Consider the following 15,475-nt stretch of genomic DNA (forward strand, 5'->3'; position numbering starts at 1 on the left):
CCATTTCCCGTCTCGGTATGATGTTTCTGCCCGATCCGCTCAAGGGATTACAGGAAATTTATCGCGTCCTGAAGCCTTCGGGGTCTTTTGCCGCCATTGTTTATACCACAGCGGATAAAACACCCTTCTTTACCCAATCGCCAGAAATCATCCGCGATCAATTGAGCTTGCCAAAAACACAAACAAACGAGGCACCATCAAGTACATCCCCCTCTGCACAAGCACACCAACCCGGCCCCTTTGCCTTGGGCACACCAGACTTTTTTGCCGATCTCTTTGCACAAGCCGGATTTGTCAATATTGAACAAGAAATCATCGAAGCTCCCCTTCGGTTCGAAACAACCGAAGACTTTATTCAATGGCGCCGCGACGTCGCGGTCTCTCACCAAAGAATGTTGGCCGGACAAGACACAGAAACACAGGAAAGAATTTGGCAGGAAATCACCAAGGCCATGCGCCAATACGAAACCACCGACGGCTTTGAAACCCCCACCGAACTCCTGATCTGTTCCGGGCAAAAATCGAGAAACTCCTGATCTAATTTATTCAGAGAACATATTAGCAGAATGACAAATAGCCTTAACTTTAAACAACGTCTGTTTCTTATTGTCTTTACAGTATTGATAGGAAGTAATTTAGAGATATTTGAAATTGAGATTCGCTTTCACCTAAGACAAATCATTGAAATAAAATACTATTACGAATCAGTGGCTATTAATATAGATCGCTTTGCTATCGAATTTTTGATTCAACTCGCTGCCGCTATTCTGCTAGGTACAACAGTAATCCCGAGATGGATGAAAAACACCATTTTCTCAAAATGGGATCGTGTTCTGCTTAGTTTATTTCTGTTTGTCCCTATTGCGATTTTCTGTGATCAGGCCTTCATAGGTCGCTTTATCCCTGGTTCAATCTACTTACATGACTTAACCACTGGCCTCTACTTCACACCACTTTTTCTTATCATTGGCCTGTATATCCTACCCAAATTTATCACGCTGACTGAATACAATCCTGTAAAAGCCTTTAAAGGGGGCCTTTTGGCGTGTTTACTATGTCTTCCCTTTGTTTGGTTTTATGACACTTTGTTCAATCACTTCCCCTTCTACCTTTCGGCTTACAGTGATTGGCTACAAAACAAACCGGAAGAAAATCACATATATTACTTTATCGGGTATCTAATTAGTCACTACAGTACTTTTGAAACCTATATCGGCTCTACCGGCCTGATATGGCAGTGTATCTGGTTTATCGCCAGCGGTGTCAGTGCTTGGTTTGCCTACTTTATCATTTACCAAAACAACTTAAAAAGCTGGCAAGATGAAGCGGGTGTATTTGAGTAAACACCGCCACTTCCCCGTCCGCAAGAAACGAAAAACCCCCGCGCCTTTAAGCCGGGGGTTTTCTTTACGCCTGTCCTTTTGGATAAGCGTCCGCGTATTCATACAGTTTATAGAACGTGTTCTCGCGACACCGCTCTCACTGTATGACTTACAGCATTCCTTACTGTATTATTTATTGGGGAATGATGTCACGTACAAGGCGTGGGTCCAGATCATTCAGGATCTTGGCAACACGGCGTTCCCGACGTTTGGCTTTATAAGCAACAATCGCGTCTGAAACAGCTGTTTTAACAAGAGCAACAATGCCTTCTTTAAAGAAAGAAACGGGTTGTGCAACATTTACTGACACATGTGCCATAGTCTTAATCCTAATCAAAGGGCCCGGTCCCGCAAATCCCGTCAGCCAAGTTGTTTTTACTGATTCCTAGGTACGCTCAGTTGATCAAATCGACAATTGAAATTTATTCATTCTGGCTATGCATTTTGAGCATGGAACCACCCCAAAAAGCCCTTATTTATAAGGTCCTTGTCGCTTTTAAGATAAACGAGTGTCGCAAGTAAAGTTTATGGCAAAATTGCCATATTTTCCCACGCTTCTTTTTATAAAAAAGTTTTCTGCCGCCGTCCTGTTCGACGTCGTAATTAGTATAAAAATGGCGTATTTTTTACACTCTGTTTCTTTTACGACGCTCCTTCTTTCTCTTCTCGATATTTACAAGCCATCTTCACTCCGATTCCTTAAGTCACAATGTGTAACAAACAACCAAATTCCAGAATAAAGTTGCCATCGGTTGCACTATAACCAAAGACAATCCTCTGCTTTAATCCTCGCCATAAAAAAGAGCATCTATATATATTCTTTTCTATTTTAGAGTACCATTACTGCAATTGTGGATTTAAGCTACTTGAGATATACGCTTCTTGATATATAGGCTTCTTGATATATACAGGGCTAAATTAAGATTAGAACAAGGTGGTGGGGACAAATGGCGTTTGACAATGCGATAGCCAATGAAGGCTTGGGAAAAAAAATTTTAGCAAGTACAGCTTGGCCCCTGCTACTTACTCTTTGTATCTGTACCACGGCCTATGGTTTTGCCATTGATCGCCCTGTGATTGTTTTCAACCTGACCTATCTTGGCTTGGCTATCGCGCTGTTTCTCTTAGAGCGCAAAATGCCGTTCGAAAAGACGTGGTTGGAAAACGACGGACAGACCTTTGCCAACATTGCCCATACCCTGACCAGCAAAGGCCTTGTCCAAGGCTTGGTGACCTTTAGCGGCGTCATTGGTATAACTGCCTATATTACTCCCTTACAGGGCGAAGGTTATGGTATCTGGCCCCGCGACTGGCCGCTGGCAATTCAGGTAATCATGACGTTGATTGCGGCTGAATTCGGTCTCTATTGGGCGCACAGAATTTCCCACGAATGGAAGCCGCTTTGGAAATTCCATGCCATCCACCATTCCGTCACCAGATTGTGGATTGTTAACACCGGACGTTTCCACTTCATTGATTCCTTACTGTCCATTGTGCTGGGCATCAGCATCCCCCTCGCTTTAGGTGCCCCGCTCGAAGCAATCACATGGCTATCGGCTATTACCGCCTATATCGGTATGCTGACACATTGTAACGTGGACATGCGCTTTGGCCTGCTTTCCATGGTCTTCAACACCCCCGGCCTGCACCGCTGGCACCACAGCAAAAAGATTGTCGAAGGCAACAGAAACTACGGTGAGAACCTGATGATTTGGGATATGATTTTTCGCACATGGATCAACCCAGATCGTCGCCCCCCGGCCAAAATTGGCATCACCGAAGAAATGCCAGCAAGCTTCCCGGCACAGTTGGTCTGGCCCTTTAAAGAGATAAAGGAACTGGATCAGGAAGGCTGGACCACCCTGATCTCGGAAAAAAATACAAAGCCCAAAATTTAATTACCCGGGGCTTAATGCCTAGGCATCGTATTATTGGAAAAGAAAAATAAAGCCTGATCCAATGAAATAGGATATGTTACAGTTTCAGAAATAATCATTTTCATTACAAATAGGTAGCAGCCCCTCTCTATGCGCATTCTTTACGTAGAAGATGATCAGGAAGTTCTGAGATATATCAGCAATGGCCTCAAGCAAGAGGGGCACAATCTGGATACGGCGGATAATGGCAAAGACGGATTATTTCTGGCAACAACCGAAAATTATGACGTCATTATCGTTGACCGCATGCTGCCAGAACTGGATGGCCTGACCATTATCAGAACGCTGCGTGGTAGTGATAATCATACCCCTGTTTTAATTCTGAGCGCCCTTGGCGAGGTCGATGACCGGGTCAAAGGGCTTCGATCCGGCGGTGATGACTATCTGGTCAAACCCTTTGCCTTTGCCGAACTTCTTGCCCGAATAGAAGTTCTTGCCAAACGCAATGGGCCACAAGGAAGCCAACAGGAAACACAACTAATCGCACAGGACCTTGAGGTTGATCTGCTGTCGCGCAAAGTCAGACGCGGCGGACAAGCCATAGAGTTGCAATCACGCGAATTTAGACTGTTGGAATACCTGCTAAAGCACAAGGGACAGGTTGTGACCCGGACCATGTTGCTGGAAAATGTGTGGGATTACCATTTCGATCCGCAAACAAATGTGATCGACGTGCATATCAGCCGCCTTAGAGGTAAGGTCGATAAAGATTTTGATGTTTCACTGATAAAGACGATACGTGGTGCCGGATATATCATCGAAGACAACCCATAGATCTTACGCCCGAAGCTCTAGCTTTCAGATGGCTATTCTGTTTCTTCTTCTTTGCGGAACGGCTGTTATCATACTCGGTTATTTTAGCTATTATTTTAGCCGTGGGCACTTTGTCCAACGCACCGAAGCGATTATCGATACCGAACTAAGTTATGTGTCTCAATGGCAAGACCCTGCCCGTATAGCCCGCGCATTAGATAGGCCGGGTCGGGTTTACCTGTTGCTTTCACCAGATGAAAAAAAGATTTTTGGTAATCTGGATAAATTACCTGAAACCGTTTCACTTCTGGCTGAGGGAACCCTGACCTTTTCGACAAAACCCGTTTCTGGATCAAACTCTTCTGGATCAAACTCTTCTGGGGCGGCCCCTTCTGGCCCTAAATCTTCTGGCTCTGGATCTTTCGGCACAGAAAAAGATTACGCAGCAAAGATATATACCTATCCAAATAAAAACCGTTTATTAATCGGCATTGATATCACGTCGGTGACAAGTGATTACAAGCTTATGCAATGGCTGAGCTTTCTAAGTATCGGCTTTATGGTTCTTGTTATCATCACCAGCTATCTAATCAGCCGTTTTGTGGTATCGAACACCAACCGTATTGCTGTAACAGCAAAGCAGATTATCGAAACGGGTGACCTTTCCCAACGTATTGAGCTGACATCACGTTGGGATGACCTTAGTTATATGGCTGGCATTATCAATGATCTGCTGGATCGTATCCAGCTGTTGATGCGGGGGATCAGACAGGTTTCCGATAACATTGCCCATGACCTGCGCACTCCGTTAACACGACTGCATCACAATCTGGAAGATCTGCGCTCTCAAGATCATATTATTCAAAACCCACAAGCTTATGAAACAGTTGACAAACTGGTCAATGAAACCGATCAGATGCAGCGAACCTTTAACGCCCTTCTGCGGATATCACGCATTGAATCTGGCAAACAGCACTCGGCGTTTGAGCCTCTTGAACTGACTGAACTATTACAGGATGTCATCGAGCTCTATGAGCCCCTTATGGAAGAAAAGTCCATTACTCTGAAACAGGACCTTGAAACTGTCGCTCTTCAGGGGGACAGGAATTTGCTGTTTCAGGCTTTTGGCAATCTGATGGATAACGCCGTTAAATTTACCCCGGCCAAGGGTTGGATCAATCTCAGCCTTCGTAAACAGGGGGCAGAAGTCATCTTTATCATCGAAGATAATGGCCCCGGTGTTCCCCCGTCTGATCTGGGCAAAATATTCGACCGTTTCTATCGCGCCGAAAGCAGCAGACATACCCCCGGCAGCGGGCTAGGCCTTAGCCTCGTCGGGGCAGTTACCGATTTACATAACGGACATATATCAGCAGAAAACGGTGAAAAAGGTCTTCGCCTGACCATCCGTTTTTCATAAGATTATCAAACGACCCAAGGGGCGGATTAAGGGCAATTTAGGAAAAACAATACCAAAGAAAGACAAACCCATTTCTTTCATTACCATTTTGTAATGTTCAGGACAGAAAGAGGTAAGACGGGATCGCCGATTGTAATCACATGAAAATAGCAATCATTGGCTCAGGCATTTCCGGTTTGGGAGCAGCTTATCTGTTGCATCCCCATCATGACATCACTGTTTATGAGAAAGGGAATTATCTGGGGGGACATAGCCGTACGATCGACATCTCTCCCAAAGGGACACGAACACCTGTGGATACAGGGTTCATCGTTTTCAACCATCGCAATTATTACCACCTGACCCGCATGTTCAAACACTTGAACGTGCCCACCATTAAAAGTGATATGTCGTTTGGCGCCAGCATACATAACGGTTGGTTGGAATACGGCAGCAAGGGAATGTTCGCCCAAAAGCGAAACCTATTACGCCCCAGATACTGGAAAATGATATGGGATATTCTGAGCTTTAACAAAAAAGCCCTGCCCTATCTCGAAAACAACAAAGATGCATCATTGGAACAATGCCTTAATGATCTCAATCTTGGGGACTGGTTCAAACGCTATTACCTACAGGCCATGGGCGCGGCCATCTGGAGCTGCTCGGTCGATACCATTCTTAAATTCCCTGCACGTACCTTTATTCGCTTCTTTGATAATCACGGCCTCTTAAGTGTAAATCAACATCCACAGTGGTATACGGTAAAGGGAGGAAGCCGGGAATATGTACAACGCATAAGCGCAAGCTTTCAGGATCATATAAAGCTGAATTGCGGTGTTGTTTCTGTCAAAAGAAAGAATGGGAAGGTCGAAGTACTGGATGATAAGGGTAACACTGAAACCTATGATCAGATTGTTTTCGCCTGTCATGCAGATCAAGCCTTGAAAATGCTCGATACTCCGACACAAGCCGAAGAACGCATTCTTGGAAATTTCACCTATCAAAAAAATACGGTTGTCGTTCATGGTGATACCAGTTTTATGCCCCGCAAAAAAGGATCGTGGGCAAGCTGGGTTTATCTGTCAGAACAACAGGACGACCAAAACGAAAGCGTCTCCCTCAGCTACTGGATGAACAACCTTCAAGATATTGATCACGATAGCCCTGTTATTATAACGCTTAACCCCGGCCGACAGCCTGCCGGTCACCTGATTTATGATATGAATGAATTCGAGCACCCCATCTTTACAAAAGAAGCCGTCGATGCCCAAGAACAGATCAATACTATTCAAGGACAAAACAATCTTTGGTTTTGTGGGGCTTATCAACAATATGGATTTCACGAAGACGGACTAGCAAGCGCCGTCAGGGTTGCGCAAAGAATTGGAGTATCAATTCCATGGGAATAGCGCCCGAAGTTCGATCAAAGCTTTTTCCAAAACTTCTGAATGCAAAAGTTTTTCACAAGCGTATGTCCCCAAAGGTGAACAGTTTCACCTACGGCATTTACTACTATTGCCTGCCACTCTCACAGTTCCCCCCCACAAACGGCAAGCCGTGCAATAGCGATCTGGAATTTCCCATAAACAAAAAAGGACTGGTCAGCTTTTATCAAAAAGATCATGGGAATAAGGATGGAAGCTGCCTGACATTATGGGCAAAAGAACTGCTTGAACGTTTTGGTGTAACACAGGCTGATGGCGAAATCATCCTTGTCGCTATGCCCCGTGTTCTTGGGTATGTTTTCAATCCCGTAAGTTTCTGGCTTTGCCTTGATCGGGATGAAAAACTCCGCGCCGTAATTTGCGAGGTCAATAACACCTTTGGCGAAACCCACTGCTATTTGTGCAAACACGAAGATGACCGCCCTATTGAATCAAACGACAAACTACAGACAAAAAAGCTGTTTCATGTTTCGCCCTTTATTGAACGTGAAGGTCATTACGAATTTCGCTTTAATTTCAAAGAAAATCACTTTGCCGTCTGCATCGATCTCTTCAATTCTAATGGAGAAAAGACACTGGTCACGTCCTTGGCTGGCAAGCTATCCCCCCTGACCAAAGCTGCTGTAAACGCTGCATTCTGGAAGCATCCTCTGGTGACATTCAAGGCCGTTTACCTTATCCATTGGCAAGCACTGAAGTTGATCTTCAAAGGTATAAAACACCTGACGAAGCCCCAACAAAAGTCAGAGAAATTCAGTGCAACCAGCAACCTTGCCAAAAGTTCCCGTAACCTTACCAAAAGTTAATGTCCACGTAATACGGGGGTTATTTTCATCCTCGTATTCTGAAACCATCATAGAAAATAACCTGTTCTCTAGACCTACAAACAAATAACGAAACCCAACGAGGCCTGATAAAAAATGTTTGGACTAAAAGCTTCATCGCAACTGTTTAAAAGTCTTGATAGTCTTCAATATGGTTCTCTTGCCTTAACCACGCCTGATGGTCAGGTTCGTATTTTCGAAGGCAAACAACCTGGTATCAAAGCCAAGATGGAAATGCACGACTGGCGCGTGGTCACAAATCTTGCCGCTCGTGGTGATGTTGGTTTTGCCGAAGATTATCGCCAAGGGCATTGGGAAACAAACAACCTACCCAACCTTATTGCCTTGGGGCTACAGAACGATCAGGCATTCAGACGTTTTGTTTTTGGGAGCCGTATTTTCCAAACATTCTCTCGCCTAACCTACCTCTTCCGCTTGAATACCCTACAGGGCAGCAAACGAAACATTCACGCCCATTATGATCTTGGGAATGAGTTTTATAAACTCTGGCTTGATCCCACCATGACCTATTCTTCAGGCCTGTATCTGAATGAAAAAGATGATTTGGAGCAGACGCAGAACAACAAATATGATCGCCTGTTAAACAAACTCGACCAAAAATCGGGTTCTCTTTTGGAAATTGGGTGTGGCTGGGGTGGCTTTGCCGAAAGAGCCGCAAATCACGGTGACTTTGACATCAGGGGCATTACCCTATCCGAAGAACAGCACCAGTATGCAACGTCCCGGTTAGGATCACGTGCCCAAATTGCATTGGAAGATTACAGACACCAACGGGGCACGTTTGATCATATCGTTTCCATTGAAATGTTTGAAGCCGTAGGTGAACGCTACTGGCCGACCTATTTTAACAAGGTCAAATCACTGCTGAACAAAGACGGCAAAGCAATGATCCAAACCATCACAATCGACGACAGCCGCTTTGAAAGGTATCGTCGTGGCGGTGATGTTATCCGCAGCTATATTTTCCCCGGCGGCATGCTGCCCAGCCCCAGTAAATTTAGACAAGAAGCAGCGAAATCAGGGCTCGTTGTCAACGAAGAGTTCCATTTTGGACAAGACTATGCCCGTACCCTCGAAGAGTGGTTACATCGCTTTGATAGCCAACGAAACAACATCAAAGCACAAGGCTTTGACGACAGTTTTATTCGCCTGTGGCGCTTTTATCTTGCGGCCTGTATCGCAGGTTTTTCAACAGGACGTACCAGCGTCATGCATGCAGAGTTGCGCCATGCGTAAAAGGTATATTACATCACGCTTCCTGTTAAGCCCCTTGTCTCTTGCCATATGCTTGACCTTGTCTCTGGTTCTTGCAAGCCATATTGCCATGTCCTCCCCCGCCACAGGAAATGATTTTGTCGCCAAGTATGTTCCCTCTGCTCAGGCTGTTGGCAAAGGGCGGCTTTCCATTCTGTTCTGGGATGTCTATGACGCTGTGCTTCTCGCCCCCAATGGCCAATGGACTGCCCAAGCCCCCTTTGCGTTGAGCTTGACTTATCTTAGAGACATCGACGGTCGGGACATTGCTGACAAATCCGCAGAAGAAATTCGCGACCTCGGGTTTGATGACGAAGTCAAACTTGCGGCCTGGCATAACCAGATGCTCAACATCTTTCCAGATGTAAAAGAAGGTACCACCCTGACCGGAATTTATGCGGAAAATGGTGAAAGCATTTTCTTTCATAGAAACAAAGAAATCGGTCGGATAAGCGCCCCCGATTTCGGACATTATTTTTTTGATATCTGGCTCAATACAAAAACCAGTGCCCCGCAATTACGCGCAAAACTTCTGGGGCAATCATGACCGATAGCAATACCATCTCCAGAAAAAGCCTGTTCCAGTATAGCTTTTTGGCGATCCCCTTGGCTTTTGCCGGATTGCCGCTCTATATCCACGTACCTGATTTTTATGCCACGACAATGGGGCTTTCTTTATCCGGTATTGGTGTTGTCATTATTCTGGTCCGTATTTTTGACGCAGTTCAAGATCCCCTGATCGGTGTGTTTTGTGATCTCTATAATGACAAGCGCCCCCTTATCATGCTTATTGCAAGTCTTTTGATGGCTCTGGGTTTCTTTTTGCTGTTTCATCCACAAGAAAATTTGGGTTTAGCAGGTTTGGCAATCAGTCTGGTTCTCGCGACAACGGCCTATAGCATGATGATCATCAACCTGAATGCATTGGGCAGCACCTGGAGCCAAGATGGTGGACAAAAAAACCGCATTACATCTTGGCGCGAAGCTTTTGGCTTGATCGGCCTAATTATTGCCGCAGTGCTACCCGGCATAATCACCTTTAGTGAATATTCCTATGTGCTGATCCTTTTTCTTGTTCTCGGCTTTACAATTTTTATGATCTGGAACAAAAAGCACAAAAAATATGACGCCCTCGTAAATCTGCGGAATAGAAACAACAAAGACACGATAAAGCTGCACGAATTACTGCGACCATCCAACAAATGGTTCTTCGGGATTTACTTTATCAGCACACTGGCTTCCGCAATTCCCGCCGTTCTAATGGTTTTCTTCACAAGGGATCTGTTGGGCGCAGAACAATACACCGGTGCTTTTTTACTGGTCTATTTTCTGTCCGGTGCTTGCGGCATGTCCGTTTGGCTAACCATCGCCAAACGATCCTCTAAACTCATTTCCTGGGCACTTGCCATGTTACTTGCGGCAACTACCTTTGTCTGGGCCTTTTTCTTACAACCAGATGATATCTGGCAGTTTGCAGTTATCTGCGTTCTTTCCGGCATTGCCCTTGGGGGGGAATTATCTCTTCCCCCTGCCATTCTGTCAGAACTGATCGACGCGCAGGATAAAACAAGGAACACATCCTTTCTATTTGCCATTCTTGCTTTTCTATCCAAAACAGCCCTCGCCTTGGGAAGCGGAATTGCCTTCCTGATCTTGGGTGTCACATCCTTTTCACCTGCAACACAAAATGATAGCGAGGCACTTTTGGCCCTCAGTTTCACCTATGCACTGGCCCCCTGCATCATCAAAGTATGTGCAGCCTTGGGTCTTCTTTCATGGCTTCAAAAATTAAAACAAAGGAACGATCATGCGTATTCTTCTGGTAATAACTCTTCTTTTGGGGGGCAGCATGATGCTTAGCGGTTGTTCTGGCCCTTCGCTCAAACACTATGAAAATTCCGAACCAACAATGGATTTACAGGAATACTTTACGGGTCCCATCAAGGCATGGGGATTGGTTCAAAACCGTAAAGGCGAAGTTGTCAGGCGCTTTGATGTCTTCATGAACGGTTCATGGGACGGCGACACAGGTACGCTGGAAGAAACCTTCTCTTATTACGACGGCGAAATACAGGAAAGAACCTGGACCATTAAACGCTTGGCTTCGGGTCATTACGAAGGCACCGCCGCCGATATTCTGGGGAAAGCTGATGGTAAAATTACAGGTAGCGCAATGCGCTGGGCCTATCAAATGGACCTCCCCGTCGGGGATACAACATACAAAATCACTTTTGATGACTGGATGTTTCGTATGAATGACGGCATTCTTATCAATCGATCTTATCTCAAGAAGTTTGGATTTACGGTTGGTGAACTTACGCTCTTTATGCAAAAGCAGGACGGATGATTAAAAGCTTCAAAGGGGCACATATCTGGATCTTAGGGGCAAGTAGCGGCATTGGGCTGGCCCTTACGCACGAGCTTTCAAACGCAGGGGCTATTCTTGCCCTCTCGTCACGTCGTCGCCCTGAATTAAACGACATTAACGAAGCCTTGGGCGGGCAGCATCTTGTTGTGCCCTGTGATGCCAGCATCCCTGCGTCTATTGAAGAAGCTTCTGACAGAATAGAACAATCCTTTCCCAGAATTGATAGCGCGATCTATATGGCGGGCTATTATAACCCGACGAAGTTTGAAGACTTTGAACTAGAAGAGTTACGCAAGACAATTGACATAAACCTGACGGGTGCCTTTGTGTTTGCTCACCATGTCTTGAAGGTTTTGCGTAAACAGAAAGCCGGGCAAATTGTCCTCTGCGCCAGTGTCGCAGGGTTTAGAGGTTTGCCAAACGGGCAACCCTATAGCGCGACAAAGGCCGGCATGATCAACATGGCTGAAAGCCTGCGGATAGAGAACAAAAATCCTGCCATAGACATAAAAGTCATTAATCCGGGTTTTGTGCGTACGCCTATGACAGATAAAAACCCGTTCAAAATGCCAATGATTATAGAACCCGAAGACGCGGCCAAAGCCATCGCAACTGGCCTTCGGGGAAATACCTTTGAAATTCACTTCCCCAAAAAGTTCACATACTTCCTGAAATTAATTAAAATATTACCGGGTTCGGTTTATTTTAAGCTCTTTAAAAACCAGTAAAAACATAAACACTTATCAGTCTTTACGGGTCATGAACCGGATCGTCCGACAAGACCTTGTTCTGCCTTGTCTCATCAATCCTTAAAATCAGAAATCCCGGCACCAATATCAATGAAATCACGCCGAACGATAGTTATATTTTCCACCCGCGCATTATCAGGGATTTGTTCTTCTTCTATTGGCTTTATTTCGTTACTTTGGCACAAAACAATTGGGTTCGGACTCATGTCATTTTTCAGCGGTAGCATCAATACTTCCAAAAACATTTTCCGCCCCGTCGACATACCGTGATTTGAAATAACCCGCATACCACAGGGCTGGTCAATCACAGCAAAAAAGGACTGGCTTGCTTTTTCCTTGCGCTCATCCGCGACATAATTCAGATAATTTTCTCCTGTAGGGTCAAACCCCATGCGTTCTCGTACCGCTGTACCCGCAAGCCGAAAGCGAATAAAATCCTCGGCGACCATCTCATAAATAATAAGACTTGGGAGTATCTGGGGCACCTTCTCGGGCAGAAAACTGCTTCGTAGCGGCAGAACTCCTTCACGCGGAAGGCTCAACCAATGATCAAGTAACGCCTGGCTTTTCGGATGATAAAGCTCAATAATTGTTCAAACTCCACACTGTCGCGTATATCTGTTTCGGCGATGCTTTGCACTTCGTCCCGTTCCACATATACCCACTACCTTTACCCGAACTACATACAATAGTATTCAAAACATCAAAAAAAGACAACGATTGATATGCAAAAGAACATAGTATTCAATAGAGTACGCAGAACTTTCCTTCCACCTACCCAAGATACTTACCAGATTAAGCTACGCAAATAAAAAAGATTTCCCGCTATTTTTCAGCTTAAGCTTACCCGGTATTTTCTGTAAACTGCACATAGCAACCGCCTACGCGTTATAAAGCCCGGGCGGTATACCTATTAGTAAAGAGCACCCAATGCCTGTTTATCTCATTCGTCACGGACAATCTGAATTTAACGCTGTTGCACGCGATGGTATCGATCCGTTGATCTACGATGCACCTTTGACATCTCTGGGACAGTCACAAGCTGATCGTGCCCGCGAAAAGATTGCCGACCTTGATATTCAGCATGTTATTTGCTCGCCGCTCACCCGTGCAGTGCAAACCGCCCTGCGTATTTTCAAGGACACAGTTCCCATAACGGTCGAGGCCGGACACAGAGAAATGGTCTGTAACAGCTGTGATGTCGGCCGCCGTCCCGACATATTGTCTCGTGATTTCCCCAATCTCAGCTTCGATCATCTTGACGATCATTGGTGGCACAAAGGACGAGAAAACGAGCATGGCGTTCCCCATGAGCCTGAAGACATTTTCAACAAGCGGATAGAAGACTTTGTCACCCGCTTGGAAACCACCAAAATAGCCCCCTTTGCAACCCGTCCCCTTGCCATCGTCGGTCACGGGTTATTCTTTCAAGGACTGATCGGACGGTTAATGGATAATTGTGAAATTGTGCAGTACAAATAGTGCTAGGGGGTAAAGTTGGAGCATTCTCCTCGAGACATGTCTCGATCAGCGTCTTGCCAGAACTCTGTTATCCTCACCTAATCTCAGGTATCCCCGGGCATCCCTTACTGACACGATATTTGTAAAATTTGCGCACATTTTGCAAAAATCATTAACGATCAGCTTGAACGCAATAACCCTGAAATCTCTGCCTTAAAATCCTCTACAATTACCATCAGCCAATCCCGAAATGTTTCGACATGCGTCAGTCCGGCTTTTCCCGTTTCTGTAACAAGGTAATGCGCCCCAATAGGCAAGGCCTTGATATTCACAGCCGGAACCAGACTGCCCAATTGTAATTCGTTTGAAACATAAGCCAGATTAGCCAAGGCAATACCATGTCCGGCAACAGCAGCCTGAATAGCCGTATCATCATGTTCAAATTTCAAGGCGCGATCCAGCGACAGTTCTATGTCGCCAGATTTCATCGCCCAACTGCGCCAATCCCGTCCGGTCGGTTCGTTAAAAATCACGCGATGCCTCTTCAGGTCTTGAAGCGACAGAGCACTCTTCTCCCCCTTTTTCCCTGCTAAATGATGGTCCAGATATACTGGTCCACAGACAGGCAACAGCCATTCGACCATCATCAGTTCCCCATTTTCAGGGGCCGAGACTGCTGGATCTGCCGGATCACCCAACTGATAAACAATCGATGCATCAAACCGTCGGCTCTGTGCAGTGCCGGGGTAAGTAACGGTTTGCAGATTAATCGGTATATTGGGATGCAGTGCCTCAAATCTCGACAACCGGGGCATTAGCCAGCGGATGGCAAAGGACGTTGTGACAGAAAGGGTAAAGTTTGACACCCCGCCTTGTATTTCCGCTGAAACCTGAGCGATTTGGAATAAAGCCTGATCGGTAGCGTCATAAAGCTTTCGGCCTTCGTCACTTAACTGCACTCCCCGATGCAAACGCAAAAATAACGCGCAACCAAAGTATTCTTCAAGCAGTTTGATTTGTCGGCTAATAGCCCCCTCTGTCACACATAATTCCCGTGCAGCTTCTTTGAAGCTCATATGAGCAGCGGCGGCGTTAAAGTGCCGTATGGCAGTCATCGGGGGCAATTTCATCGTATTTACTGTTCCTATGATCAATGTTCTGGGGGGGATCAATGTTCTGGGAGATCAATTTTCTGGGTGCCAACTTTCTGGGATACCTTACAACTGTCTATAGGCTAAATTAAACACGTGACTTGATTTTATGTAAAGCCATATTGATTTTAAATCGTTTGAGAAAAAAACCTAATTGCGTATTTTGTTTTTTAGGGCAACCACAGTATCCAGAAAACACCATAAGAAAGAGTGACAAAATGGCCATGAATATTGAAAAAATTTTTGCTGACACACTGGGCAAAAAAAGCTGTATCCACTTGAATAACTGTGGATCATCCCTAATGCCCAAAAGTGTTCTTCAGAGTCAGGTTAACCATCTTGAACTAGAAGCAGCCATCGGTGGCTATGAAGCCGCAAATAAAAAACATGATGCCATCGAAGCCGTTTATGATTCCGTCGCTCGCTTGATAAATTGTCACAGAGACGAAGTTGCTGTTGTTGAAAATGCAACTGTCGGCTGGGCCATGGCGTTTTATGCCATTCCTTTTCAGGCTGGCGACCGCATTTTAACCGTCGAGGCTGAATATGCCTCTAACTACGTGGCCTATCTACAAATCGCCAAAGAAAAAAATGTCTCCGTAGAAGTCATCCCCAGTGACGAAAACGGGGTTGTTTCCCTCTCCACCCTAGAGAGCATGATTGATGACCGCGTCAGGGTCATTTCTGTCACCCATGTCCCGACAAACTCTGGCTTGGTAAACCCGGTCGAA

17 protein-coding genes are annotated in these 15,475 nt (G+C 45.5%); 14 read left to right on the forward strand and 3 right to left on the reverse strand.

All coding sequences use genetic code 11. The features are described from left to right. Both Q0241_RS08355 and Q0241_RS08360 read left to right on the forward strand, forming a co-directional pair. Positions 1-536: hypothetical protein (locus tag Q0241_RS08355; RefSeq protein ID WP_299375942.1), on the forward strand; the 536-nt coding region annotated here is incomplete at its 5' end. Positions 537-566: 30 nt separating this feature from the next. Next, entirely contained in the window at positions 567-1,343 is a 777-nt protein-coding gene (locus Q0241_RS08360) for a hypothetical protein (RefSeq protein WP_299375945.1), read from the forward strand. A 172-nt stretch (positions 1,344-1,515) separates the two neighbouring features. On the opposite strand, the gene Q0241_RS08365 is transcribed toward Q0241_RS08360, so the two are convergent. Then, a complete protein-coding gene (locus tag Q0241_RS08365; RefSeq protein ID WP_299375948.1) occupies positions 1,516-1,701 on the reverse strand; it encodes a hypothetical protein in 186 nt (61 codons plus the stop codon). Between the two features lie 628 nt (positions 1,702-2,329). Between Q0241_RS08365 and Q0241_RS08370 the strand changes: the two genes are divergently transcribed. From Q0241_RS08370 to Q0241_RS08415, 10 genes are all read left to right on the forward strand, one after another. Beyond that, complete coding sequence (locus Q0241_RS08370) at positions 2,330-3,280, forward strand: sterol desaturase family protein (RefSeq protein WP_299375951.1); 951 nt, start codon at positions 2,330-2,332, stop codon at positions 3,278-3,280. 129 nt (positions 3,281-3,409) lie between these two features. After that, complete coding sequence (locus Q0241_RS08375) at positions 3,410-4,093, forward strand: response regulator transcription factor (protein WP_299375954.1); 684 nt, start codon at positions 3,410-3,412, stop codon at positions 4,091-4,093. Between the two features lie 28 nt (positions 4,094-4,121). Then, on the forward strand, positions 4,122-5,492 hold the full coding sequence (locus Q0241_RS08380) for a HAMP domain-containing sensor histidine kinase (protein ID WP_299375957.1): 1,371 nt from the start codon (positions 4,122-4,124) through the stop codon (positions 5,490-5,492). 140 nt (positions 5,493-5,632) lie between these two features. After that, positions 5,633-6,880 carry an FAD-dependent oxidoreductase gene (locus tag Q0241_RS08385; protein ID WP_299375960.1) on the forward strand — a complete coding sequence of 416 codons (1,248 nt, stop codon included), beginning with the start codon at positions 5,633-5,635 and terminating at the stop codon, positions 6,878-6,880. Further along, on the forward strand, positions 6,871-7,722 hold the full coding sequence (locus Q0241_RS08390; protein WP_299375963.1) for a DUF1365 domain-containing protein: 852 nt from the start codon (positions 6,871-6,873) through the stop codon (positions 7,720-7,722). The genes Q0241_RS08385 and Q0241_RS08390 overlap by 10 nt, the downstream gene beginning before the upstream one ends. A 114-nt stretch (positions 7,723-7,836) precedes the next feature. Next, positions 7,837-8,997, forward strand: a complete 1,161-nt coding sequence (locus Q0241_RS08395) for a cyclopropane-fatty-acyl-phospholipid synthase family protein (RefSeq protein WP_299375966.1) — start codon at positions 7,837-7,839, stop codon at positions 8,995-8,997. Continuing rightward, positions 8,990-9,562 (forward strand): chalcone isomerase family protein, encoded by a 573-nt coding sequence (locus tag Q0241_RS08400; protein WP_299375968.1) that lies wholly within the window; start codon positions 8,990-8,992, stop codon positions 9,560-9,562. Before Q0241_RS08395 ends, Q0241_RS08400 begins: the two co-directional genes overlap by 8 nt. Beyond that, positions 9,559-10,875 carry an MFS transporter gene (locus Q0241_RS08405; protein WP_299375970.1) on the forward strand — a complete coding sequence of 439 codons (1,317 nt, stop codon included), beginning with the start codon at positions 9,559-9,561 and terminating at the stop codon, positions 10,873-10,875. The genes Q0241_RS08400 and Q0241_RS08405 overlap by 4 nt, the downstream gene beginning before the upstream one ends. Continuing rightward, positions 10,823-11,362, forward strand: coding sequence for a DUF3833 domain-containing protein (locus Q0241_RS08410; RefSeq protein ID WP_299375973.1), 540 nt, complete (start codon positions 10,823-10,825; stop codon positions 11,360-11,362). The genes Q0241_RS08405 and Q0241_RS08410 overlap by 53 nt, the downstream gene beginning before the upstream one ends. Next, a complete protein-coding gene (locus Q0241_RS08415; RefSeq protein WP_299375976.1) occupies positions 11,359-12,111 on the forward strand; it encodes an SDR family NAD(P)-dependent oxidoreductase in 753 nt (250 codons plus the stop codon). The genes Q0241_RS08410 and Q0241_RS08415 overlap by 4 nt, the downstream gene beginning before the upstream one ends. Before the next feature lie 74 nt (positions 12,112-12,185). On the opposite strand, the gene Q0241_RS08420 is transcribed toward Q0241_RS08415, so the two are convergent. Continuing rightward, positions 12,186-12,722, reverse strand: a complete 537-nt coding sequence (locus tag Q0241_RS08420; protein WP_299375987.1) for a PAS domain-containing protein — start codon at positions 12,720-12,722, stop codon at positions 12,186-12,188. Positions 12,723-13,062: 340 nt separating this feature from the next. Here Q0241_RS08420 and Q0241_RS08425 point away from each other — a divergent pair, with 340 nt between their 5' ends. Next, on the forward strand, positions 13,063-13,614 hold the full coding sequence (locus Q0241_RS08425; protein WP_299375979.1) for a histidine phosphatase family protein: 552 nt from the start codon (positions 13,063-13,065) through the stop codon (positions 13,612-13,614). A 158-nt stretch (positions 13,615-13,772) separates the two neighbouring features. Here the strand turns inward: Q0241_RS08425 and Q0241_RS08430 are convergent, their stop codons facing one another. Beyond that, positions 13,773-14,723, reverse strand: coding sequence for a LysR substrate-binding domain-containing protein (locus Q0241_RS08430; protein WP_299375982.1), 951 nt, complete (start codon positions 14,721-14,723; stop codon positions 13,773-13,775). Positions 14,724-14,962: 239 nt separating this feature from the next. On the opposite strand from Q0241_RS08430, the gene Q0241_RS08435 reads away from it, so the two are divergent. After that, a partial coding sequence (locus Q0241_RS08435; protein WP_299375985.1) for an aminotransferase class V-fold PLP-dependent enzyme occupies positions 14,963-15,475 on the forward strand: 513 nt, incomplete at its 3' end.

Source organism: uncultured Kiloniella sp. (genome assembly GCF_937128705.1).
In the GTDB taxonomy this organism is placed as follows: domain Bacteria; phylum Pseudomonadota; class Alphaproteobacteria; order Kiloniellales; family Kiloniellaceae; genus Kiloniella.

Bases quoted from the DNA above. Each gene is read 5' to 3' on its own strand.
- Q0241_RS08390 (WP_299375963.1), top strand. From the start codon at position 6,871: ATGGGAATAGCGCCCGAAGTTCGATCAAAGCTTTTTCCAAAACTTCTG.
- Q0241_RS08395 (WP_299375966.1), top strand. From the start codon at position 7,837: ATGTTTGGACTAAAAGCTTCATCGCAACTGTTTAAAAGTCTTGATAGT.
- Q0241_RS08380 (WP_299375957.1), top strand. From the start codon at position 4,122: ATGGCTATTCTGTTTCTTCTTCTTTGCGGAACGGCTGTTATCATACTC.
- Q0241_RS08360 (WP_299375945.1), top strand. From the start codon at position 567: ATGACAAATAGCCTTAACTTTAAACAACGTCTGTTTCTTATTGTCTTT.
- Q0241_RS08365 (WP_299375948.1), bottom strand. From the start codon at position 1,701: ATGGCACATGTGTCAGTAAATGTTGCACAACCCGTTTCTTTCTTTAAA.
- Q0241_RS08430 (WP_299375982.1), bottom strand. From the start codon at position 14,723: ATGAAATTGCCCCCGATGACTGCCATACGGCACTTTAACGCCGCCGCT.
- Q0241_RS08410 (WP_299375973.1), top strand. From the start codon at position 10,823: ATGCGTATTCTTCTGGTAATAACTCTTCTTTTGGGGGGCAGCATGATG.
- Q0241_RS08370 (WP_299375951.1), top strand. From the start codon at position 2,330: ATGGCGTTTGACAATGCGATAGCCAATGAAGGCTTGGGAAAAAAAATT.
- Q0241_RS08405 (WP_299375970.1), top strand. From the start codon at position 9,559: ATGACCGATAGCAATACCATCTCCAGAAAAAGCCTGTTCCAGTATAGC.
- Q0241_RS08415 (WP_299375976.1), top strand. From the start codon at position 11,359: ATGATTAAAAGCTTCAAAGGGGCACATATCTGGATCTTAGGGGCAAGT.
- Q0241_RS08375 (WP_299375954.1), top strand. From the start codon at position 3,410: ATGCGCATTCTTTACGTAGAAGATGATCAGGAAGTTCTGAGATATATC.
- Q0241_RS08425 (WP_299375979.1), top strand. From the start codon at position 13,063: ATGCCTGTTTATCTCATTCGTCACGGACAATCTGAATTTAACGCTGTT.
- Q0241_RS08400 (WP_299375968.1), top strand. From the start codon at position 8,990: ATGCGTAAAAGGTATATTACATCACGCTTCCTGTTAAGCCCCTTGTCT.
- Q0241_RS08385 (WP_299375960.1), top strand. From the start codon at position 5,633: ATGAAAATAGCAATCATTGGCTCAGGCATTTCCGGTTTGGGAGCAGCT.